The sequence below is a fragment of the Microcoleus sp. S13_B4 genome (assembly GCF_036700885.1).
Classification (GTDB): domain Bacteria; phylum Cyanobacteriota; class Cyanobacteriia; order Cyanobacteriales; family Microcoleaceae; genus Microcoleus.
In genome coordinates this window covers 19,115-42,052 of sequence record NZ_JAUBPU010000053.1, presented here as the reverse complement: position 1 = coordinate 42,052, position 22,938 = coordinate 19,115, and the positions used below count along the sequence as shown (strand labels likewise).

Annotated in this window: 22 protein-coding genes; 12 read left to right on the top strand and 10 right to left on the bottom strand. The window is 46.7% G+C overall.

The annotated features are described in order from the left end of the window. Window positions 1–195: 195 nt before the first annotated feature. The 3 genes from QT994_RS21745 to QT994_RS21735 all read right to left on the bottom strand — a co-directional run bounded on the left by QT994_RS21745 (window position 196) and on the right by QT994_RS21735 (window position 3,765). Window positions 196–2,301: a prolyl oligopeptidase family serine peptidase gene (locus QT994_RS21745; RefSeq protein ID WP_333178054.1), complete on the bottom strand. Its 2,106-nt coding sequence runs from the start codon at window positions 2,299–2,301 to the stop codon at window positions 196–198. 349 nt (window positions 2,302–2,650) lie between these two features. Then, a complete protein-coding gene (recR, locus tag QT994_RS21740) occupies window positions 2,651–3,244 on the bottom strand; it encodes a recombination mediator RecR (protein ID WP_333046856.1) in 594 nt (197 codons plus the stop codon). 152 nt (window positions 3,245–3,396) lie between these two features. After that, a complete protein-coding gene (locus tag QT994_RS21735; RefSeq protein WP_190737631.1) occupies window positions 3,397–3,765 on the bottom strand; it encodes a translation initiation factor in 369 nt (122 codons plus the stop codon). Window positions 3,766–4,004: 239 nt separating this feature from the next. Between QT994_RS21735 and trpB the strand changes: the two genes are divergently transcribed. From trpB to QT994_RS21720, 3 genes are all read left to right on the top strand, one after another. Beyond that, a complete protein-coding gene (trpB, locus tag QT994_RS21730) occupies window positions 4,005–5,243 on the top strand; it encodes a tryptophan synthase subunit beta (RefSeq protein ID WP_333178051.1) in 1,239 nt (412 codons plus the stop codon). 69 nt (window positions 5,244–5,312) lie between these two features. Then, window positions 5,313–5,819, top strand: a complete 507-nt coding sequence (locus QT994_RS21725) for a CAP domain-containing protein (RefSeq protein ID WP_333178048.1) — start codon at window positions 5,313–5,315, stop codon at window positions 5,817–5,819. A gap of 133 nt (window positions 5,820–5,952) precedes the next feature. Continuing rightward, window positions 5,953–6,585 (top strand): ribonuclease H-like domain-containing protein, encoded by a 633-nt coding sequence (locus QT994_RS21720; protein ID WP_333178044.1) that lies wholly within the window; start codon window positions 5,953–5,955, stop codon window positions 6,583–6,585. Window positions 6,586–6,847: 262 nt separating this feature from the next. Here QT994_RS21720 and QT994_RS21715 read toward each other — a convergent pair whose 3' ends face one another. Together QT994_RS21715 and QT994_RS21710 are read right to left on the bottom strand one after the other, a co-directional pair. After that, window positions 6,848–7,915 carry a hypothetical protein gene (locus QT994_RS21715; protein WP_333178042.1) on the bottom strand — a complete coding sequence of 356 codons (1,068 nt, stop codon included), beginning with the start codon at window positions 7,913–7,915 and terminating at the stop codon, window positions 6,848–6,850. Between the two features lie 602 nt (window positions 7,916–8,517). Then, window positions 8,518–9,645 (bottom strand): HetZ-related protein 2, encoded by a 1,128-nt coding sequence (locus QT994_RS21710; RefSeq protein ID WP_333178040.1) that lies wholly within the window; start codon window positions 9,643–9,645, stop codon window positions 8,518–8,520. A 136-nt stretch (window positions 9,646–9,781) separates the two neighbouring features. Between QT994_RS21710 and glyS the strand changes: the two genes are divergently transcribed. Together glyS and murD are read left to right on the top strand one after the other, a co-directional pair. Then, a complete protein-coding gene (gene glyS / locus QT994_RS21705; RefSeq protein ID WP_333178037.1) occupies window positions 9,782–11,944 on the top strand; it encodes a glycine--tRNA ligase subunit beta in 2,163 nt (720 codons plus the stop codon). A gap of 417 nt (window positions 11,945–12,361) precedes the next feature. Beyond that, window positions 12,362–13,708 carry a UDP-N-acetylmuramoyl-L-alanine--D-glutamate ligase gene (murD, locus tag QT994_RS21700; protein ID WP_333178034.1) on the top strand — a complete coding sequence of 449 codons (1,347 nt, stop codon included), beginning with the start codon at window positions 12,362–12,364 and terminating at the stop codon, window positions 13,706–13,708. A 138-nt stretch (window positions 13,709–13,846) separates the two neighbouring features. Here the strand turns inward: murD and QT994_RS21695 are convergent, their stop codons facing one another. From QT994_RS21695 to QT994_RS21680, 4 genes are all read right to left on the bottom strand, one after another. Continuing rightward, on the bottom strand, window positions 13,847–14,020 hold the full coding sequence (locus QT994_RS21695; protein ID WP_333178031.1) for a hypothetical protein: 174 nt from the start codon (window positions 14,018–14,020) through the stop codon (window positions 13,847–13,849). 36 nt (window positions 14,021–14,056) lie between these two features. Further along, on the bottom strand, window positions 14,057–14,419 hold the full coding sequence (locus QT994_RS21690; protein WP_333178029.1) for a hypothetical protein: 363 nt from the start codon (window positions 14,417–14,419) through the stop codon (window positions 14,057–14,059). Next, window positions 14,388–14,570 (bottom strand): hypothetical protein, encoded by a 183-nt coding sequence (locus QT994_RS21685; protein ID WP_333178027.1) that lies wholly within the window; start codon window positions 14,568–14,570, stop codon window positions 14,388–14,390. The genes QT994_RS21690 and QT994_RS21685 overlap by 32 nt, the downstream gene beginning before the upstream one ends. Window positions 14,571–14,660: 90 nt before the next feature. Beyond that, window positions 14,661–15,071, bottom strand: coding sequence for an MAPEG family protein (locus tag QT994_RS21680; RefSeq protein ID WP_333178025.1), 411 nt, complete (start codon window positions 15,069–15,071; stop codon window positions 14,661–14,663). A 459-nt stretch (window positions 15,072–15,530) separates the two neighbouring features. On the opposite strand from QT994_RS21680, the gene QT994_RS21675 reads away from it, so the two are divergent. Both QT994_RS21675 and QT994_RS21670 read left to right on the top strand, forming a co-directional pair. Further along, on the top strand, window positions 15,531–16,310 hold the full coding sequence (locus tag QT994_RS21675) for a class I SAM-dependent methyltransferase (protein WP_333178024.1): 780 nt from the start codon (window positions 15,531–15,533) through the stop codon (window positions 16,308–16,310). Between the two features lie 86 nt (window positions 16,311–16,396). Beyond that, window positions 16,397–16,732, top strand: coding sequence for a cupin domain-containing protein (locus QT994_RS21670; RefSeq protein WP_333178021.1), 336 nt, complete (start codon window positions 16,397–16,399; stop codon window positions 16,730–16,732). Between the two features lie 172 nt (window positions 16,733–16,904). Here QT994_RS21670 and QT994_RS21665 read toward each other — a convergent pair whose 3' ends face one another. Continuing rightward, window positions 16,905–17,606, bottom strand: a complete 702-nt coding sequence (locus tag QT994_RS21665) for a Crp/Fnr family transcriptional regulator (protein ID WP_333178017.1) — start codon at window positions 17,604–17,606, stop codon at window positions 16,905–16,907. 45 nt (window positions 17,607–17,651) lie between these two features. On the opposite strand from QT994_RS21665, the gene QT994_RS21660 reads away from it, so the two are divergent. The 5 genes from QT994_RS21660 to QT994_RS21640 all read left to right on the top strand — a co-directional run bounded on the left by QT994_RS21660 (window position 17,652) and on the right by QT994_RS21640 (window position 22,907). Beyond that, window positions 17,652–18,170, top strand: coding sequence for a CdiA C-terminal domain-containing protein (locus QT994_RS21660; protein ID WP_333046872.1), 519 nt, complete (start codon window positions 17,652–17,654; stop codon window positions 18,168–18,170). Continuing rightward, on the top strand, window positions 18,145–19,176 hold the full coding sequence (locus QT994_RS21655; RefSeq protein WP_333178014.1) for a thiazole synthase: 1,032 nt from the start codon (window positions 18,145–18,147) through the stop codon (window positions 19,174–19,176). The genes QT994_RS21660 and QT994_RS21655 overlap by 26 nt, the downstream gene beginning before the upstream one ends. A 69-nt stretch (window positions 19,177–19,245) precedes the next feature. Continuing rightward, window positions 19,246–19,413, top strand: coding sequence for a photosystem II assembly protein Psb34 (gene psb34, locus QT994_RS21650; protein WP_333046874.1), 168 nt, complete (start codon window positions 19,246–19,248; stop codon window positions 19,411–19,413). Between the two features lie 422 nt (window positions 19,414–19,835). Further along, window positions 19,836–22,109: a hypothetical protein gene (locus QT994_RS21645; protein ID WP_333178011.1), complete on the top strand. Its 2,274-nt coding sequence runs from the start codon at window positions 19,836–19,838 to the stop codon at window positions 22,107–22,109. Between the two features lie 105 nt (window positions 22,110–22,214). Further along, window positions 22,215–22,907, top strand: a complete 693-nt coding sequence (locus QT994_RS21640; RefSeq protein WP_333059446.1) for a response regulator transcription factor — start codon at window positions 22,215–22,217, stop codon at window positions 22,905–22,907. Window positions 22,908–22,938 lie beyond the last annotated feature (31 nt).

Genomic DNA, 22,938 nt, shown 5'->3' with positions numbered 1-22,938 from the left:
TTGTAATTGTTCGTAATTCATATTATTAATCTAATTTTTTCTTTTATTTTACCTAGAACGAGCGCACTTTCGCAAGATGTCTAGTGAATCGATCGCAGGATTTGAGAATTGAACGCGAGATTGGCGCAAAAATTGAGGGTGGCGCGATCGCACTTTCTCGGAGTCGGCAACCCCCAATTCCGCGCTTTTTAAACGTTAGTTAATATCGAGTTCGCGCACTAAAAAAGCCCATTCATCTGCCAATTCTTCAATGATTTTCGCAGTGGGTTTACCGGCACCGTGTCCCGCTTTAGTTTCAATGCGAATTAACACGGGTTTTTCTCCCGCGTGGGTTTCTTGCAAGGCAGAAGCAAACTTGAAACTGTGGGCCGGAACCACGCGATCGTCGTGATCGGCAGTTGTAATCATTGTCGCCGGATAAGCCGTTCCCGGTTTGAGGTTGTGCAGAGGAGAATAGCCGTAAATTGTCGGAAATTCCTCGGCATTATCGGGAGAACCGTATTCCGAAGTCCAGGCCCAACCAATGGTAAATTTGTGGAAGCGCAGCATATCCATAACGCCGACTGCCGGCAGCGCTGCGCCGAACAATTCCGGCCGCTGAGTCATGCAAGCCCCTACTAATAAACCGCCGTTGCTACCGCCTGCGATCGCCAATTTAGCCGGTTTGGTGTACTTGTTTTCGATCAGCCATTCAGCGCCCGCTATAAAGTCGTCAAACACATTTTGTTTGTTCAACTTTGTCCCTGCTTGGTGCCATGCTTCGCCGTACTCCCCGCCGCCCCGCAAACAGGCGATCGCATAAACTCCCCCCAGATCCAGCCACACCACATTGCTAATTGAAAAACTTGGAGTTAGCGAGATACCAAAACCACCGTAGCCGTAAAGATAAGTGGGATTATTGCCATCAAGCTGCAAGCCTTTTTTGTGGGTGATGAACATCGGTACTTGCGTGCCGTCTTTGCTGGGATAAAATACTTGCTTTGTCTCGTAATCGTCGGGGTGAAAATCTACATTCGGCTGGCGGTAAATTGTGCTTTCACCTGTCACCAGGTTGTAGCGGTAAATAGTGTTTGGTGTAGTGAAACTCGTGTAAGCATAAAAAGTTTCGGTATCCTGCCGCTTGCCACCAAATCCTCCCGCCGAACCGATTCCCGGCAAAGCTATTTCTCGCGCGAAACAGCCGTCTAAGTTGAAGATTTTAATTTTGGTGTAGGCATCTTTCAGGTAAGAAGCCACAAATTGATTGTTGAGGATGCCAATACCTTGGAGGGTTTCGGCTGCTTCGGGGATAATTTCTGTAAATTTCTCCTGGGGCGATGGAGGGGTTTCTCCTACGCCCAAAGATAAAGGAGGGGGGTTGTTGGTGTCGATCGCAATTACGCGGCCGCAGGGTGCATTTAAGTCTGTTTGAAACCAGAAGAGAGGGCCTTCATTGTCGATGAAGCTGTACTCTGCCTCGAATTCGTTAATGAGTTCTACAACAGGCGATTCAGGGGCAGTTAAGTCTTTATAGAAAATCAGGTTTTTTGTTTCAGTTCCCTGCCAAACTGATATAATTAGATATTTGCCATCTTCAGTGACGCCGCCGCTAAATCCCCATTCTTTTTGGTCTTGGCGATCGTAAATTAATACATCTTCAGATTGGGGCGTGCCGATTTGGTGGTAAAACAGTTTTTGGTAATAGTTAACGTCTTCGTGCTTGCTTTTTTCGTTGGGTTCGTCGTAGCGACTATAAAAAAAGCCTTTACCGTCGTGAGTCCAAGATGCGCCTGAGAATTTAACCCACTTTAAATGATCGGATAAATCTGCACCTGTTTCGATATCGCGGACTTTCCATTCTTGCCAATCCGAGCCGGAGGTTGATAAACCGTAAGCCATATGTTTGCCGTCTTCGCTGATAGCTACGCCGCCCAAAGCAACGGTTCCGTCTTCTGAGAGAGTGTTGGGGTCAATTAATACTTTGGGTTCGCCATCGAGGGATGTTAGTGTGTAGAGTACGGATTGATTTTGCAGACCGTCATTCTTGTAGTAGAAATAGCGATCGCCTTCTTTGAAAGGTATGCCGTATTTCTCGTAATCCCAAAGTTGAGTCAAGCGCTGTTTGATTTTTTCCCGCGCCGGAATTTCGTTGAGGTAGCCGAAGGTGACGGCATTTTGGGCTTCCACCCACGCTTGGGTTTCCTCTGAGTCAGGATTTTCCAGCCACCTGTAGGGATCGGGTACTTTGACGCCGTGGTAGTCGTCTGTTTGGTCGATTTTGCGGGTTGTGGGGTAGCTTAAAGGTCGATCGAATTTAGGCATGATTTTGTACTCTGGGTAACTTTGTCCAGTTTACCCTTTCGCGGTCGTGACGACAGGGAACAACGACACTCAACACCAAATACCAAGTACCAAATACCCGACAGGTTGAAACCTGTCGCTACACAGACAAAACCCGCCGACGCGGGTTTCATATCTTACTAATTTGTCATTACCAGCCTCAGCGAAGCAATCGCAGAAGCTTGGGATATAGCACTCGTCGTATCAATTGTGAACCCTTACTCTTCTCTTCTCTTCCTACCCTTCGGGAACGGCTTCGCCGAACGTGTCCTTCGCGTCTTCGCGGTTCGTTTCTCTTATTTTTAAATCAGGTATCACCACCCGTTTTCAACTAATCCAACTCTCTCCTTCCTTCCAAAGCGCGAGCCAATGTAACCTCATCGGCATATTCCAAATCTCCCCCCATCGGCAAACCAAAAGCTATGCGCGTCACTAGGGTAAAAGGTTTTAATAAGTGACCGATATAAAGAGTAGTAGTTTCGCCTTCCACGCTGGGACTAATAGCAATAATTACTTCCTTAATCTTTTGCTGGCTGACGCGCCGGACTAATGGTTGAATGTTCAATTGTTCCGGGCCAATTCCATCCATCGGCGAGATAACGCCACCAACAACGTGATATTTACCCATATATTCCCGCGTTTTTTCTAAAGCGATTACGTCGCGGGATTCTGACACGACACAAATGGTATGAGTGTCGCGGTTGGTATTGCGGCAAATTTCGCAAACAGGGTCAGCAGATAAGTGAAAGCATACTTGACAGAAACCTACTTGCTGTTTGGCATCAATCAAAGATTTAGCTAGGGCTTGCACTTCTTCTTCCGGTCGCTTCAAAATATGTAAAGCGAGGCGCTGGGCTGTTTTTGGACCGACTCCGGGCAAGCGCTGCAATTGTTCGATTAAACGAGCTAAAGGTCGAGTGTACATTAAAAATTGGCGGTAACTGGTAATATCATTTCTGGTTGATTCGCGATCGTATAATTGGCGCGATGTAGGGGCGGGTTTTACCAACCATCTATGTTTAAAACTAAGTATATCATAAACCCGTCCCGCCCATACACTAAGGACTATTGAGTAATTCACCCTCCACTAATTTTAGCTTTGTAGCCTAACTTTGTGATAATTTCTAGCAGCTTTTGCTTGTGTTCGCCTTGAATTTCGATTTCATTATCTTTGACTGTGCCGCCAGTACCGCATTGGGCTTTTAGCTGCTTGGCTAAAGTTGCTAATGTTTCTGGTTTTTCCTGAAAACCGCTGATGACTGTAACTGTTTTGCCCCCGCGTCCTTTTCGGGATGCTTCGATTTTGAGGTTTTGTTGATTGGGGGGAACTTCGGCAACTCCCCGTTGGAGGGCTGCCGAGTTGTCAACGTTGCCAAATTCGGAGTAAACTATTCGTTTGCCCTCGGTTGTTTTGCTGTCAGAATCTTTGCGTTTGGATGCGGCCATAGGTTAAGATGCTTGAACTTTTTTAGTGGTATTTCTAGTTTGAGCGGATTGGCGTATGGTTGCGATCGCTCGGAATGCGCTCTATCTTCTACTTATTGTATTAGCCCGTCAAGCGTTCAAGGAATTATAATGAAATTTGTTCGATCGCCTCAAGTCCACAACCAATTTGGTACGATCGACACCAAGCCTATAGCTTACCCGCGAATCTAAAAAATCTAAAATCTAAAATCTAAAATCAAATGACTGTCACTCCCCTGCCTCTCACCACCGAAACCAACGCCCAGCGCCCCGACTCCCTCGGCAGATTCGGCAAATTCGGCGGTAAATACGTCCCCGAAACCCTGATGCCGGCTTTATTCGAGCTAGAAGCCGCTTTCCACAAATACAGCAGCGAACCGGAATTTCAACAGCAACTCCAACAATTACTCAAAGATTATGTCGGCCGCCCCAGCCCTTTGTATTTTGCCGAACGCCTCACCGAGCATTATGCTAAAGCAGACGGAACTGGCCCGCAAATTTACCTCAAACGCGAAGATTTAAACCACACCGGAGCTCACAAAATTAACAACGCTTTAGCTCAAGCATTGTTAGCAAAACGCATGGGCAAAAAGCGGGTAATTGCTGAAACTGGTGCGGGTCAACATGGCGTTGCTACTGCTACAGTTTGCGCTCGTTTCGGGATAGAATGCGTTGTCTACATGGGCGTTCATGACATGGAAAGACAGGCTTTAAATGTGTTTAGAATGCGGCTGATGGGAGCCGAAGTGCGGCCGGTGGCGGCGGGTACGGGAACGCTGAAAGATGCGACTTCCGAAGCGATTCGCGACTGGGTGACAAATGTCGAAACAACTCATTACATTCTCGGTTCCGTAGCGGGTCCGCATCCTTACCCGATGATGGTACGCGATTTCCATGCGATAATCGGTCAAGAAACCCGCGCTCAGTGTCAGGAAAAGTGGGGGGGTTTGCCGGATATTTTACTAGCTTGCGTCGGCGGCGGTTCTAATGCAATGGGTCTTTTCCACGAGTTTGTCGGGGAAGAAACTGTCAGGTTGATCGGTATTGAAGCGGCGGGGGAAGGCGTGGAAACTGATAAACACGCTGCTACTTTGACTAAGGGAAGTGTGGGAGTTCTGCACGGGGCGATGAGTTATTTGCTGCAAGATAATGAAGGTCAAGTAATCGAGCCACATTCGATTAGTGCGGGTTTGGATTATCCGGGTGTGGGGCCGGAACACAGTTATTTGAAAGATGCCGGCAGAGCTGAATATTATAGCGTAACGGATGCAGAAGCGCTGGAAGCATTTCAGCGGCTGTCGCAGTTGGAGGGGATTATTCCGGCTTTGGAAACTTCTCATGCGATCGCCTATTTGGAGACTCTGTGCGCGCAGCTAACAGGCAATCCGCGCATTGTTCTTAACTGTTCCGGACGCGGCGATAAAGACGTGAACACTGTAGCGAAGGTTCTGAATATCTAGGTTAGCGGAATGTGGGGCGATCGCCCTGTAGGAATCGGTAACAATTAACTTTATTTCTCGTTTGATTTCATGTCCAAAGCTTTGGTTTTTATGTGCTTGGGATTGTTGACAATCCTGCCAAATTGTTCCCAATTCATTTCTGCGCGATCGCTGCCACCAATATCCATGAATGCTAATGTTGCTTCCAGTGCTATTACTGACTTAGAAAAAGCGGTTAACCAACAGATAAATCAATACCGAGCATCTAAAAAGTTGCCGCCGCTGAGTATCGATCCGCGAATCAGTCAGATAGCAAGAATTCACAGCGAAAATATGGCTAACGGTAAAGTACGTTTCAGCCACGATGGATTTGAAGGGCGGGCGAAAGCAATTACTATTCCTTATCAAAGTGTAGCTGAAAATGTTGCTTATAATTTTGGCTACAGCGACCCGGTACGCAATGCTGTTGAGGGTTGGATTAAAAGTGAGGGCCACCGCAAAAATATGGAAGGTCAGTTTAATGTGACCGGTATTGGGGTTGCAAAAAATGCCAAAGGGGAGTATTATTTTACTCAGCTTTTTGTTCGCAGCAGGTAATTTGAAGGAAGAAAGAAGTTCGGCAACGGATTCTGTAACGGATGTAACGGATGTCAGGAAGAGAGAAGAGGGCAGTCAACAGTCAACAGTCAACAGTTAACAGTCAACAGTCAACAGTCAAAAATTACTAATAATGGAATTTGCAGATTTTCAAGTGTGCGATGGTGATATTCCCGATTCTCTCTTATCTTATTATTTGACTGCTGCGGCGATCGCTGTTGATACGGAAACAATGGGTTTGATGCCGTGGCGCGATCGCTTGTGTTTGGTTCAGTTGTGCGATCCGCAAGGTAAAGTTGCAGTGGTGCGGATTGCCAAAGGCCAGACAGCAGCACCGAATTTAAAGAAGTTAATGGAAGCCGAAAATATTGAGAAGGTATTTCACTTTGCGCGCTTCGATCTGGCAACCATGCGTTACAATTTAAGTATTGACATTGCACCTGTTTTCTGCACAAAAATAGCGAGCAAACTTGCGAGAACTTACACCAACAAACACGGACTTAAAGATTTAATCCAAGAATTGGAAAACGTAGAACTCAACAAAACTTCTCAAAGTTCTGACTGGGGAAATTCCCAGCATCTTTCAGACGACCAACTCAGCTACGCTGCTAACGATGTCCGCTATTTGCTGAGCGCTAAACAAAAGTTGACTGCTATGTTGCAGCGAGAAGAACGCTGGGAAATTGCACAGCAATGTTTTCAGTGTTTGCCCGTTTTTGTGAGTTTGGATTTATTGCAGTACAAGGATGTTTTTGAGCACGGCTAATACTATTTTAGATTTTAGATTTTAGATTGGGAATGACTGATGACTACCAGGGTTTAGAAAACGGGGATACAATTGCATTCTTTTTTGGAACTGGTATAATATTCTGTCACCTCGCAGAACTGCCATCAAATTGGTTTGTAGTGAAGACTTGAGTTATCATAAAACTCGCTTGGACTTTAGTCCTCACTACAAACGTAATTATTATTATTTGACCGGACTTGATGTGAGTTAAAAAAAATTCAAAACAGTCATCTATGGCTGATTAAGGCTGATCGGGATTGTGTCCGTGCAGCAAAGCTTCAATTTGGTCGTCAACATTTCTAATCACCTGTTCCAAAGCGGGCAACCCCTCTAAATGCCCAGGAGAAAGCCGAGTTCGATCGCGAATTTGATTCACTTTCCGCTGCAATTCTTCGGCCAGCCGCAGTGCGTCCCGACTCAAAGTAGACAACTGCTGCTGCTGGTAAAACCTTAAAGCTGCCCCCCGCAAAACTTGCAGGGTGGCTTCTTCCTTGCCACCCACCGTCATTACCCGCAAGCGCAACAGCAAATGAGTGTTTTGATATATGCGCTCAACTTCGACTTGTTTGGGCTGTTCCACCGGGCAAACAGGCATATCTGTCAGCCGCTTCAACTCGTCGATCACCTCTTGGAAAAGGACGATATCGATACCTTCGAGCATCGATTTCAAAACGCCGTCTTGACTCCAAAGAATGCGACCTTGGGACTGGTGACGCTCAAAAAACAGGCGACCGATACCCTCTCGCAGCACTCTACCGAGCAATTCTTGCAGCAGTTGGGGCGCGGGCAAAGTTGCCAAAACTTCCACTTGGCTTGACAAGTGCAAGGCCTCGACATTCAAAACCGATAGCTGTGTCGGTGTCGGGGGAACCTCAGCGCCAGCCGGTTTAAACGGCTCAGGATCGGGCATCGAGGGTTCTGGCAGAGACAGCAGCGTTTCTGCATTGGGGCCTGGAGTTGCTGATGCGGGATTTTTGGGTGTTGGGGCTGCTTCGGGGGTTGTCTGGCTAGGTTCTCGGAGCTGGCTCCCGTGCAGCAAGTAAGCTGAGAGCATCGAGCGCTGAGTTTCCGAGGCAATTTGCTCTGTTGTGACTGAGCAATTCATGTAAGCTAAAATCCGCTGCACGTAGTCCAAGGCGGAGTCATCTTGGGCATCGACTACGCCCAATTTAAACAGATTACCTTCTAGAGATAAAGGCAAAACTTGATAGTAAAGGCAAGCTTCAAAGGGGACAACTGTGTCGATTAGGTGAAATATTCGATCGGAGTCCATTGTAGCTGCCGAGTGTGTTGAAGATGTATGTACCATTAGCTGCTTTGTAGTTGGAAGCGCGATCGAGCGCGACGCACCAACCTGATGCGATAAAATTAAACGCTGCAACTTCCCTGACGGAGGAATTGGCCTAACAACCGGAAGCTTTTATTAAAGAAAAATCCTTAGTCCCAGAATTTTCTCCCTTGTGTATTGCAGCCTTAAATTCTACCAAAAGATTGAGAACTAGATGATGACTAGCGCAGTCTAGACCCACTATCATCGATCGCGCGAGATTGATGCCCGTGGCTGGCAACAATAGAATTATGTCTTTAATGCACAAGTATTAGAGATGCACCACAACGGATGATTTATGGGCAACCGCTGAATTTAGGATTGGTTAAAAAATCCTGAAAAGTCGATCGTGCTGCTAGTATCTTAGCCCAGAGAGTTGACTGTGATCGTCTCAAAGCGCGATCGTCACGGCAGCGCTACAACATCCCGAAATCTAACCTGATTTGATACAAGGGGCATCGCGCGGTTTTCCACGGGGAAACTCGCAGTAATCTGTGGCTGTGAGGGAATTGATTTGTAGCGCGGATTCTAAAAAATGCTACCGCCAATTAACAATTAGCAATTGCCCGCCACCCATTACCAATCTACTCGTTGCGGAGAGATTGAGCTGCTAAATAGAGTTTGCTCCACTCGCCGATGACTTGATTGGTTTTCAACTTTAATTCAGATGCGATCGTCTCTACACTTTTCCCTGCTTTCAACGATTCTACCAACTGCCGCTGCACCGGCGTGAGGTTTTGTAAATATTGCTGCCACTGAGCCGGAGTCAAGCCCAAACTGTGTTCTTTGAGCGAAGTTTCCAGCCAGTTGGCGACTAATTCCGGTGCTTGTTTGACCGCAAAAACCCGAATCGCGTGGTAACTGACTTTTTCTCGCAAGCGGTAAATTTGCTTGATCGGAACCTTCAAATCCTCGGCAATTGCCTCTTGGGAACGACCTTGGAGGTAAAGCTGCAGCCACCGGGAAGCCAGCGGATCGACTTCAGCGGCCAAGTAATTCTCAAATTCTTGTTGGACAATCTGCCGCTGAGTTTGCTGCTCTTCCCAAGCTTGATTTTCTCGATACTCGGACATTGCCTGTTCGTCTAGCAGGCTGAGCGGTTCGTCCGTATCGTCCGGTAGAACCTGTTCCGACACCAGCCGCACCCAGTCTCCCGCAGGCACTTGCGTCAACCCGCCCCGCTGGGCACGCCGCAGGTAGTTGACAAAACGGTACACCAGCAGCGGCTGGTTGCGGATCGGCCGCAAGCAGTATTCTTCTGTGCTCGCTAGCAGCAAAGCATTTCGCAGGCGTCTGTCTGAGGTGCATTCGGCAATCCAAGCGACTTGCTGCTGCAGGTAGCGATCGGAATTGAGCATTTCCTGAATCACTTCTTGCAGTACCTCCACCGCACTCCGCTGTCTGTCGCGACTCAGGGAAACCCAGGCTTGGATTTTTTGCCGGAGCACAACCAAACCGCCGAGCCGCCCGATCAAGTTGCGGTAAGCTTTTTCTGGGGGTACTCCCAAATACCGAGAAATCAAAATTCGATATAAAAAGTCGATCGCCCCAGAGGCGACAGACAATTGAGTTGGGCTAAGAGTGTCAAATCTTTCGGGCTTGTCTCCCAACAGCCAGCGGACAACACTCTCGCGAGTGCTAGAACTCTCCTGCGGGCAATCTTGTTCGAGTCGAGACTTCCAATCTTGTCCTAGTCTTTCCGCCAAGGTCATGGGCTGTCGAGAATATTGTCTTTCACCCCCGATTTTACGTGGTATCCTGGATTTTTGAGTATTTTTCAGATATACGATCACGCGATCGGATAAATTACCTTAAATTACCCTAAACAAAATTCCATTACGGTGCGATATGCCTAACTTTTTATTAGAACTCGGTACAGAAGAATTGCCCGCATCTTTTGTCTCAGGCAGCGCCCAGCAGTGGCAGCGACTTGTACCTGCCACTCTGGCAGAAGAATCCTTGACAAATGACTCTATTAATGTGTACGCTACTCCGAGGCGTTTGGCCGTTCTCGTGAAAGGACTGCCAGTTCAGCAATTAGATAGAGAAGAAGAGGTAAAAGGGCCACCCGCGAGTTCGGCTTTTAAAGATGGCAAACCGACGAAAGCAGCGGAAGGTTTTGCGAAAAAGCAGGGCGTAGAAATTGATGCTTTGGAAGTTCGCGCTACGGATAAAGGCGATTTTGTTTTTGTACTCAAAAAGATTCCGGGGCGGATGACAGCGGATATTTTGGCCGAACTTGTGCCGCAGTGGATTAACAAGTTAGAAGGCAAAAGATTTATGCGGTGGGCAGACGGAGATTTGAAGTTTCCGCGCCCGATTCGATCGATGGTGGCGCTGTTAGATGATACTGTACTGCCAATTACATTGGTGAGCGGTTCGGATACGGTCAAGAGCGATCGAATTTCCCAAGGACACCGGGTGTTATACACCCCCCCTACACCCCTGGGAGGGGTTTCGATTCCGCAAGCCGAGGATTATGTCGAGTGTCTGCGGGCTGCTTGCGTGGAGGTCGATCGATCGCATCGCAAAAATCAAATTAAAGCACAAGTAGAAGCCGCAGCAACAAAACAAAGCGGTTACGCCGACATTACGGAAGACTTGTTAGAAGAAGTCACAGACTTAGTAGAATGGCCGAACGCAGTTGTCGGGAAATTTGACGACGAATTTTTGATATTGCCGCCGGAAGTAATCACCACAATTATTGTCACAAACCAGCGGTATTTTCCCATCCTCAAAAGCCCAGATTATCCCGAACTTCTGCCCTATTTCATTACAATTTCCAACGGCGACCCGGCTAAAGCCGCGATTATTGCAGCAGGTAACGAGCGAGTAGTGCGGGCGAGGTTGGCAGACGGTCAGTTTTTCTACAAAGCAGACTTGGTAAAGCCTCTAGAGGATTATTTGCCCAAGTTGGCAACAGTTACTTTCCAGGAAGATTTGGGGACTGTACGCGCAAAAGTCGATCGGCTGTGCAAGATTGCCAGTTTAATTGCCAATCAACTGCAAATCACAGAGGAAGAGCAAGCTGATGTAGCAAGAGCCGCCTTACTTTGCAAAGCCGACCTCGTAACCCAAATGGTTTACGAACTGCCCGAAATGCAAGGAATCATGGGGCAGAAATACGCCTTAGCAAGTGGCGAATCAGAACAAGTAGCCACAGCAATTTTTGAACATTATTTGCCCAGAGGCGCAGGCGACAATTTGCCGCAAACTCTCACAGGTCAAGTTGTCGGAATAGCCGACAAATTAGATACATTAGTCAGCATCTTCGGTTTGGGAATGTTGCCGACTGGTTCATCCGATCCGTTCGCTTTGCGTCGCGCAGCCAATGCAATCACTAATATTATTTGGGCGGCTCAGTTGCCAGTCAATTTGCACAACTTACTCGCAGAAGTGGTTGCCGAATTTACCGCAGCCCGCCCAGAAACACCTGCGGAGTTGCTATCGCAGTTATACGAGTTTTTCCTGCAAAGAATTCGGACTTTGTTGCAAGAAGAAAAAAACGTAGATTACGATTTGGTGAATGCAGTTTTGGGAGAAAACGACCCAGAATATACTGAACGAGCATTGAGAGATTTGTTAGACGCACTGGAAAGAGCGCTTTTCCTACAACAAATCCGCAATAACCAGACTTTGGATCTAATTTACGAAACAGTCAACCGTTCAACTCGTTTGGCGGCTCAAGGTGATTTGGATAAAAGAGAATTGGAACCGAAAACGGCGGTGAAACCGGAGTTATTTCAAAAGTCGTCAGAACAAGCTTTTTACGATGCAGTCGTCCAGTTAGTGCCGCAAACTCTGCTATCCAAACAAACTCGGAATTACCAGCAGTTGGTAGATAGTTTGACGGAAATTGCTCCGACTGTCAGCAACTTTTTCGACGGGCCAGAAAGCGTTTTGGTGATGGATGCCGACCCGGAAATTAAGCAAAATCGGTTGAATTTACTGGGTTTGCTGCGGAATCACGCGCGGGTGTTGGCTGACTTTGGGGCGATCGTGAAAAGTTAGTCCGCCAGGTTTAAAATCTCCGTTTGAGTCCGCCGTTCGTTTCAACTCCCGTCTTAAAGCGAAAGTCCTCGCTATGAGGACTGAAACGCATATATACCAGAATTTTCAGTCAGTTTTAACTGACTTTAGCTTTTAGACAGGGGTTTTCAACCCCTGGCGGGCTTGTGGAAAACGAGCGGGTCCGCAGGCAAAACAACTTGAGAAACGTACTTCTTAAAACTCTAGCTCAAAATAACATTAAAGCTTACCAATAAAACGAGTAAATCTATTGTAATTTTTGCGAAACCGCGCGAGTCTCAGCAGAGTTCGATCGCTCTCTTAAAAAATAAGCTAAATGGCCAATAGTCAACAACCAATTCAAGGTTAAGATATAAACTTATAAAAGCAGGGAAGTTCGCTCCATCACACACACAACTTATGCCGATCGCTCATATCATTGGACTAGGAAAATCAGGAATTGCCGCCGCCCGACTGCTCAAACGCGAAGGATGGGAAGTAACGCTGAGCGATCGCTCATCTTCCCCAAACTTGCTCGAACAGCAACAGGAATTCGCTAACGAAGGAATTAAAGTTGAGTTAGGTAAATCTTTTGAACCAGTCGAATCTATAGAATTAATAGTAGTAAGTCCGGGCGTTCCCTGGGACAGTCCAGCATTAGTGCGCGCCAGAGAGTTAGGCATTGAAACAATCGGAGAAATGGCTCTGGCGTGGCGTTACCTCAAATCTCCTTGGGTGGGAATTACCGGCACTAACGGCAAAACTACTACTACTGCTTTAATTGCTGCTATTTTTGCCGAAGCCGGGCTTTACGCTCCCGCTTGCGGCAATATTGGCTATGCTGCGTGTGAATTAGCTTTAGCCGAAAAACAGCCGGATTGGGTAATCGCAGAAATTAGCAGCTATCAGATAGAATCCTCGCCCTTTGTAGCGCCGCGAATCGGAGTTTTGACGACTTTGACGCCGGATCACCTCAGCCGCCACAAAACTTTGGAAAATTACTACAACATTAAAGCGCATTTGCTGAAAAAGTCTGAATTGCAAGTAATCAACGGCGACGATCCTTGTTTGCGGCAGCAAGGAGTTGACGTTTGGCCGGATGCGTGTTGGACAAGTGTCAAAGGTGAAAAAGATTTGTTGGGCGATCGCACTTTTGGAGCTTATATCGAAAACGGTTGGGTAATAGCTCAAAGCGAGAAAATTTTGCCTGCTGATTCTTTGCGGATGGTGGGAGAACACAATTTGCAGAATTTGTTAATGGCGGTGGCTGCGGCTAATTTGGCGGGGATAGATAAAAGTGCCATCGCCCGGGCGATCGCTAAATTCCCCGGAGTTTCGCACCGCCTCGAACACATCTGCACTTGGGAAGGAATAGATTTCATCAACGACAGCAAAGCTACTAATTATGACGCCGCCCAAGTCGGGTTGGCTTCTGTAAGCGCACCAGCGATTTTAATTGCGGGTGGTGACGCCAAAGAAGGTGACGATCGCGCTTGGATTGATACAATCAAGGCGAAAGCTGCTGCGGTGCTGTTAATTGGAGATGCAGCGAGTCTTTTTGCCGATCGGCTCAAACAAGCAAATTACAACGCTTGGGAAATAGTCGAAACAATGGAACGAGCAATCCCGCGATCGGCAGAATTAGGCAAACAGAAAAACGCTAAAGTAGTGCTGCTTTCTCCAGCCTGTGCTAGCTTCGATCAATACCAAAACTTCGAGCAACGGGGCGATCATTTCCGCCAATTATGCCTCGAATCGCTAGTTTAGATATTTCATTGTTCGCTGTGTACAAATTAAGATTGTTATACACAGCGAACACTAACAAAATTCAATCTGCGTTCATCCGCGTCTATCGGCTTACATCTGCGGTTAAAAATTAAAACCTCGGATTTCCACCAATCTACTTTAACTAACAGTCTTCCAAACAGTCTTAATTCTATTCTGTTGTTCCGCTTCTAGCTCCTGAAAAACTATCATTATTTCCTGATGAGTATAATCAAGAATGATTGCAGCCAAATGAGCAGCGGTTGCCGCTTCCAGCATGGCTGTTTTTAACTTTGCCATGTCCTCTTTATCCATTAGCACTAAACTTTGAATAGTGACCTCATTTTCATTTTAATTATATCTGCAAATGCCTTTTAATTTGGTCTGCAAATCAGCAATCTGAGCAGCACTTATTGTATCAGAATGCGACGAGGATATTTTAAATTCTTGCCTACAAAGCTGAGAGCGCAATTTTTCATCAATCTCCAGAATCCGGTCTTCGGAAGCGACATTTTTTTGCAACAAAGTTGCGATTTCTCTTTCCAGTTGGCGATAGCCTTGCTGAAAGAAATCTTGAGAGTTAGAACGAAACAAACCGCTATTGACTTGCTGAATTTGGCTAGGTGTCAGCGATTGAGCCGAGACAGCAGCCGGAAATCCCAAAGATGCTGCTAGCCACCAGCTATAAATTATCTGTTTGAGGATGCTGTTCATCACTGTCGGGAGGAGTTTTTACCTCAGTTCGTTTTTCGTTTTCTGACTCGCTTGCTAATTCATCTTCTCGTTCAAGTTTTTCTTGCCACTCGACAAGCTGCTGAAAAAGTTTCGGCTTAATTTCAAATACGGGTGTGTTGGTTTCTGACATATTGACTCCTAACATTTATTACATTTAACTGGTCCCCAGGCAGAGCCTGGAAACGAGTAGAAAAACAATTATGTCGATCAGAAGCTACGATCAAATCTTCAGCAGCGAAATAATTATGCCTGTTAATGAACCACCAAGCAAAGCTAAAGTAGCTAAGGTACTAATGCCAAATCCTGCCGCTCTTTTTTCGGCAGCTTGATAGTAACCCCAAGCAAACAAAATGCGTCCAACTATCCAAATTGCGCCGATACCAGCGCCCCAAATTGGGCTGATAAATTGCGAGAACAGCCACAGCGAGGGCAAAAATAGAATCATTTGCTCTAAGGTATTTTGCTGAACTCGCACCACTCGCTCAAAGTCTGGGTTTCCTGTCATCTGCGGGGGAGAAACTTTGTATTTGAATCTAGCTCTGCCGACGTTGATAGTAACAACGAAGTAGAGAATTAATGCTGAAACAGTAATTAGACTAGGCCAAAGTGTCGCGTTTGCTTCTGCGAGCATGATTCGGTATGATTGGGGTGGAGTAGATATCTTGATTATAAATCAATTATTGCCGATCGCGTTATTCATCGCTATCCCGTCATTCCAGGCCGGGGATTTGATTCAACTGCTGGGTATTAGTGGCGCGAGAATTGCTTTAGAGTTCCGAGAGAGCCTCGAAAACTTGCTGGCTGGGATTTTGATTGTTTTTGAACGCACCTGCCTACGGATACAAGCCCCCGACTCTTTTCGTGAGTAGCCCAAATTTTAGACTCTTATTCAACCTCCCAGATTCATCTGTGGAGTAAATCTAAAATCTAAAATCTAAGATATAAAATTTGTAGAGTAAATTTAAAATCTAAAACTGTAAAAATTGAGGAGGCTGACATACCATACGATAATTTGAATATGAGCTAGATCATAGAAAGATTTGGGAGAATTTGGCAAACTGAGAGTAAGGTTAAATAGGAGGTCAATTTAATGACCAATACTGCTCTCAATTTTAAAACTGCACCCGGACATGAAGTTCTGGCGGCGGCTGGCAAGAAAATGCTGAGGCCGGGGGGTAAATTTGCTACGGAACAGTTATTTGAATGGGCGGATTTTCAACCGGGCGAGACTGTTTTGGAGTTGGCTGCTAGTTTTGGATATAGTTCGATCGCCCTTGCTGAACGTTTTGGCGTAAAAGTAGTGGGAGTGGAGAAGAATCCCGAGAGTGTGGCCCGCGCTCGTGCTAATGTTGCAGCAGCGGGTTTGAGCGATCGAGTAGAAATTGTGGAAGGAGATATTTTTCACTTGGATCGGATTTCCCAACAGTTTGATTGGGTGTTGGCTGAAGCTATCCTGACAATGCAGTCGCCGTCAGGGAAAGCTAAAATTGTATCGGGAATTTGCGATCGGCTAAAACCCAATGGTAAGTTTCTCTCTCACGAACTTTTAGCCCGAAACCGAGAGTCAGAAATTCACAAAGCTTTATCAGAAGTGATTCGCGTCAATTCAACGCCTTTGTCTGAGTCTGGCTGGATTGCTGTTTGCCTAAATGCGGGTTTGCAAGTAGAAAAGTGTCAAAGCGGGGCGATGGGGCTCCTCAACTTGTCGCGAATGCTGCAAGATGAAGGATTTGTGGGTACTGTGCGGATTGTGTGGAATATTTTAAGTCGATCGCAAATTCGCGATCGTATTTTAGCAATGCGTCGAGTTTTCCAGCATTACCAACAGGATCTAGGCTACATCGTTATCTCTGCAAAAAAACCATCTTAACAAAGTCAATCGATTTTCGATTGAAGAAAGTGAAGCCTCTGATAAATCCGGGGCCTTGTGACCAAATTAATTAATTGTCAAAAACTATGACTACTACTCTTTTACCGCTACAATCCTCAGCTATCCAACTCCGAGACACAATTGAATATCCCGCCGCCGGAGTGTCGAGCAAAGTTTTAATCAAAGACAATAATTGTCAGTACAATTTACTTTGTCTGGCTGCGGGTAGCGAAGTTGCAGAACACTTTTCGCCGCGCAATGCTACAGTTAATGTAATCGAAGGAAAGGGAATTTTGACACTGGAAGGCAAAGATATTGTCTTGGAACCGGGGGTGTTTGTTTTTCTGCCCGCCCGCGCTCTCCACGCTTTGAAAGCCGAGTCAAATTTGGCATTTATCTTGACACTTTCTGAGCCTCATTAATGCCCTCATTATTCTGTAGGCACAGGTTTTACCAACCCTAATTGCCGAAAATCAATAATCTGATAAACCCGCCCCAATTCACGGGTTGTGGGGGGCGGGTTTATATAGATAGTGAGTGGCAGTCAAATATTGTTTGTGAAACCCGCCCTTACAAGAATGGAGATTTTAACATTTAATCTATTTCATCTCCAGAGGCGATATCCTCCAATTTTTTCCAGTCCAATACAATAATTTTACCGCCTCGACTGTAGGATACAAACGGCTTGAGTTTCTTAAACAACCGCACGCATTCTTCGTAGGTAATTCCAATACTGCGAGCAATTTGATAGTAGGGAAAACGTTTTTCTAAACATACACTATTATCCGCAATCTTCGTACCTTGCTCGATCCCAAAGTAATGAATAAATCGGGCCAGCCGCACGATCGCCCTTTCCGACACCAACCCGTGCACAGTCTCGTGCAGTTGCTGCAACCGCTGGTTGAAAACCGCCAATATTCGCAAAGCAATCTCGGGATTTTCCCGAATTGCTGCTAGCAAAACTTCCCGTTCTGTGGTAAGAACTTCCACATCAGTTTCTGCCGTCACCGTTGCGGGGGCAATGCCATTGCCTAGCAAAGCAGGTGCGGCAAAAATATCTCCCTGAAATAAAGTGCGGAGAATTGTTTCTTTGCCCGCCGCCGCTGTTTTTGCAACTCGCAGAGAACCGCTCAAAAGAGTGTATAATTTTTCGGGGATGCGATCGCCCTCATACATCACAACTTCTCCCTGTCGGTAAGTCCGAATTACTGTGTGTTCTTGCAATCGCTCTAATTCAGTTTGGTTTAAGCTGGCAAATATTCCAATTTTAGCCAGTTGCTCAACAGTTGCTTTCATACATTTAACTCTACCCGCTCGGAGTCTATTGACAGTATAATAACGGTGAATTCAGAATATATCGAAACAAGCAGAGCCATCTACGAAAATGCCGAACCAGAATATCGGCGATATTATTTTGATGAGATAGCTGGCGGATTTGTGCTAATTCACCAACAACATAATCTTAATAATTCGGAAATATTTCTTGCGGAAGTTTTGGCTAAAATAGGGAAGAGAGTTAGAATGTTGAGCGAGCAAGCAGCAGAAGGTGTGAGAACGCCAGACGCTGAGATTGACGGTGAGATTTGCGAATTTAAGGAGTTGACTGAACAGACTCAAAACATCAGAGACAGAGTGCAAGAAGGCATCAGTAGATCCAAAAAGCAAGGTGCATCAGCCGTTGTTTTTCACATCAATCGAGAAAATTATGATGTCGGGAAAATCAACGCTGGCATCAAACAAGCTCTGTTTTGGGATACCGAAAAGCAAATTCAAAAAATATTTTTTGTTGTTAACAGTGAACAAATTCAAATCATCACAAGGGAAGAGTGGAACAATGGAAGATCATTTCAGCGAATTTAAAGAGATTGTAGTGCGGGGATTGCAGAACAATATGCCGCGAGATGCTAAATTAATTACTGTAGGGCAAATTTTATATGCTGTTAGCCACGACGATCTCACAATAGAAGAAGGTTGGAAGCTTGAAGAGATGATGGGTGGCAGAACACAGTGGGAAGAGGCACTTGAGTACAGCATTTTTGGCTATCCAGTAGATACAGCAACGCCCCCTTTAGACAAACCTCTAATTATTGCCGGCAAAACTTTTCATTCTCGCTTGATGACGGGGACGGGAAAATATCGCAGCATTGCAGAAATGCAGCAAAGTGTCAACGCTAGCAGGTGCGAAATTGTGACTGTAGCTGTGCGGCGAGTGCAAACAAATGCTCCCGGCCATGAAGGATTGGCAGAGGCTCTCGATTGGACTAAAATTTGGATGCTGCCAAATACTGCCGGCTGTCAAACTGCGGATGAGGCAATTAGAGTAGCTCGTTTGGGCCGGGAAATGGCGAAACTTTTAGGGCAAGAAGACAATAATTTTGTCAAGTTAGAAGTGATTCCCGATGCTAAATATTTGCTGCCAGATCCGATCGGCACTTTGGAAGCAGCAGAACAATTAGTTAAAGAAGGTTTTGCCGTTTTGCCCTACATCAATGCCGATCCCTTGCTGGCAAAACGCCTAGAAGAAGTCGGTTGTGCGACAGTCATGCCTTTAGGTTCGCCCATCGGTTCCGGGCAAGGGATCAATAATGCGGCCAACATTCAAATAATTATTGACACGGTAAATGTTCCGGTGGTAGTCGATGCGGGGATCGGAACGCCCAGCGAAGCAGCCCGAGCAATGGAAATGGGAGCCGATGCACTGTTGATTAATTCCGCGATCGCCAATGCCCAAAATTCCCCCGCAATGGCCAAAGCAATGGGAATGGCAGCAGAAGCGGGGCGGATGGCGTACTTAGCAGGAAGAATGCCGGTCAAAGATTACGCGATCGCCTCTTCTCCCCAAACAGGCACTGTCACCTCCAAATAAATGGCCGAATTTTCCTGGGCGCTTTTTTGGTACAGTTGTAAACATCAAAAATATTAAGGATTGTGACTGATGCCTTACATCAAAGATGACGATGGACGCCTGAACAACTTTGCTAAAGAGCCGAAGGTGTACGGCGCCGAACCTCCCAACAAGAACCAGCAACGGAACTATATCATTATGGGAATTGCAGCAGCCATGTTGGTCGCTGGTTTGGTATTTGTGGCTGCTTCCGTCTAAAAGCTGGGCTGAGACTCAAAGCTGCTTCAAATCGCAATTTTAAATAATCCTTCAGCAAACCATGTTTTCCAACCAATGGAAACATGGTTTTTGTGTTTCAATACAAAGCAGGTAGTTGCGACAATCCTGAAGCGTGCCGAGCGAGCTGGAAAGCTAAATAAGACAAGCAGAAATTGGGTTTTTTCCTCTCGGCTGTTGGGTTCAGGGACTTGGGTTGCAATTAATCACACTGGTTCGCCACCCACATAAAATTGCCAATTGAAAATCTACAATCCTTTAGTCATCACGGGTGCGATTGACTGCCTTCGGGGCTTAGTTGTGAGTTATGAGCGATCGAGATTTTAACTCTCAACTCTAAAATCTACAATCTACAATCTAAAACCTAAAATCTAAAATCTAAAATCTAACATCGGCTGACCGTGATGTCTATTCCTTCCCAAACAGTTTCTAGCTCGAACAAGCTGATATACCAACGCTTGAAACAGGCGATCGACCTCAATTTACGCCGTCAAATTTTTATTGCCGCCTGCGACGACTTGTGCTTGCGGGACTGTCTGGCAGCCCGCTTGCAGACAGAATTAGCTGCAGAGAGCGCAGGCTCAGATCCTCGCTCCGTGATCGACTACCCCCGATTTGTCAGTTTGGAACTCGACTTGAGCGATCCAAATCCTTGGGGTTCGATCGCCGCGTGGCTGACCCAACACCCACCGTCACAAAACAGGGGCAGCTACAGCCCTTTGCCGGGATTTCAAATTCTCGGGGCAGAACACCTGACCAGGCAGTCAGCATCCGTGCAGTGGTCGTTCCTGAGCTATTTGAGAGACATCGAAGCAAACCTGGAAATGTGCGAATCTACTCTGTTGCTGTGGGTGTCGCGGCCCTGGCTAAGTTCGATCGAACAATCGGCCCCGGAATTTTGGCACTGGCGAACCGGAGTATTTGAGTTTGAAGGCGAACCAACTCCAGCTAAGGGAGACTTCGGGCACTTTGAGGACTTCGGGCACTCCGGAGACTTGCGAAACTTACGGGACAACGGAGACTTTGGCAACCAACTTTTAATACCTTCTTTGTCTGGACAATCCCCAATTCCCGACGAACAATCCCCAATTTCCTATCCCCCGTCCCCAGCGCCAGATTCTAAATCCGTCCAACTGACAGAGGACGAACAATCCCCACGAATTTCCCCTCCCCCGTCCCCAGCGCCAGATTCTAAATCCGTCGAACTGGCAGATTTGGTGCTAGCAGCCGCTTCTGAGGATGTGGCCGCCGAAAATAATGCCTCATCAGAGGAGAATTTTCTGCCGCTGCAAACTCTGCAATACATCGAACTGCTGCAAGAACATCAGTGTTGTTCCGAAGCATTGGCTTTGGCTTACCACAGTTTGGGAAATTACTACCGCGATCGCATTCTGGGCGGAGACGTTTCAGAGCAAAACCTGACAATCGCCATTCGCGCGATCGAACAAGTGATTGCGTATCTCGACGTTGACAGCAACTCGCAGCAAAATCAACCACTAACTGAAGAATGCGCGCGGCTGATTGCCCAATTGACACAAAATTTAACTCAGTACGCCCAGGAGTCCAACAGCCTACCGCCAATTTCCGATCTGCTTAACGATCTCGGCACTCTCTATTGGATGCTATCGCGCGATCGCACGCAGCATAACGCCTCCGATCCGGTATCCTGCCTTGAACGCAGCATCGCCCTCTACCTTGAAGGTTTGAACCGAACAGATACCGAAACCGTACCCCAAACCCGCGTTAGATTAAACAAAAATTTGGGAATCGCCTCGGCCGATTTAGCCCGCTATCGAGACAAGACAGAGAACTTGCAGCACGCAGTTGCAGCTTACCAACAAGCGCTGCTGGATCTAGACCCCGCCGTGGAGCCTCAGCAGTACGCTGCTGCTCAGAATAATTTGGCGACAGCATACTGGAATTTAGCCCAAGATGGTGAGCCGATCGTATATCTCAAAAGCGCGATCGCAGCTTACACCCAAGCCCTCTCCTGTTACAGTCCCGAACGAGAACCTCTCAACTATGCCGGAGTACAAAACAACCTCGGTACAGCCTGCTGGAACCTCGCCCAGCACGAACCCTCAGAACCCCTGCTAGTCAGGGCGATTTCCGCCTACCGCGAGGCATTGAAATACCGTACCCGAGAATTAGTACCTGCAGCAGCCGCCGCCACCTACAATAATCTCGGTACCGCTTATTGGCATTTGGCGAACCAGTTTCAGCAGAAACAGGCGCGGACGGAATCATTGCAGCAGGCGATTACCGCCTACGAAGCCGCCTTGGATATCGCCGGAAAGCTCGATCGAACCCAACTCACCTTTGACGCCTTGGCCGCCCGCAACAATCTCGGACTAGCCCACTATCAACTAGCCACCGACCCAAATTTCGCCGCTAACAAAGTCGCACAGACAAGCCATCTAGAAGCAGCACTGCACCACCAGTTGCAAGTGTGTGCCGAATGGGGGCAATATCTCAATGACAAAGGGTTAACATATGGGGATAAACTCAACCTGCAAGCCGCGGCAAACTCCCAAGCTGCTGATTCCCGGCAAACAGCATTGAGCTATATTGTCAAAACGATTAGAGCTTTCTATAGTGAATGTGGGCTGCCAGGCCAAAATTTAGCCTTATCCAAAATTCCCGGAGATTTATTGCCTGAAATTTTGCGTAGGTTATAAATATGGCTATAACTATTAAAAGCTCAATTTTTTCGAGATTTGTATCCAGTTTTCTATTATTATGGCTGAATATTCTTGCCTAATTCTTCAAGCAAACTTGTGGTCATGGCCCCTGTAAAAATCCTTGTGGTTGATGACGACCCGGCAATCCGAAATTTAATTCACCGTTTTTTGAGCCAGCAAGGTTATCAAGTTGAGTCTGGCGAGGACGGTCAGACTGGTCTGGAATTATTTGAGCAACTCAATCCTGACTTAGTAGTTCTAGATGTAAATTTACCTGATACAACTGGCTACAAACTGTGTCAAGAAATGCAAAGACGCACGGGCGTGTTTGTGTTGATGCTGACTGCCCGAACCGATGAAGCTGACAAAATGAAAGGGTTTGCCGAAGGTGCTGACGACTACATTACTAAACCTTTTAGTCTTGTAGAGATTGGAGCTCGCGTTGCAGCAATTTTGAAGCGCAAACGCATTGTTACTCCCGCCGAACAACAAACTCTTACTTTTGGAGAGCTACTAATAGATCCGGTTCGCCGCGAGGTAATTCTCGGCAGTCAGATAGTTGCTTTGACTGCTTTAGAATTCGACCTGCTGTACTGTTTGGCCAGCAAACCAGGTCGCGTGTGGAGGCGATCGGAATTGCTGCATGAAGTGTGGGACTACGAGTATGTAGGAGCCGATCGCGTGGTGGATGTCCATATAGGTCAAATTCGCCGCAAAATTGAACTAGATCCCAATCAAATGCCGATGATTCAAACCGTCCGAGGCGTGGGTTACAAGTTTGAACCCACAACCTAGTAACATTGGGCAGCGGATATGAAGGCAGAAG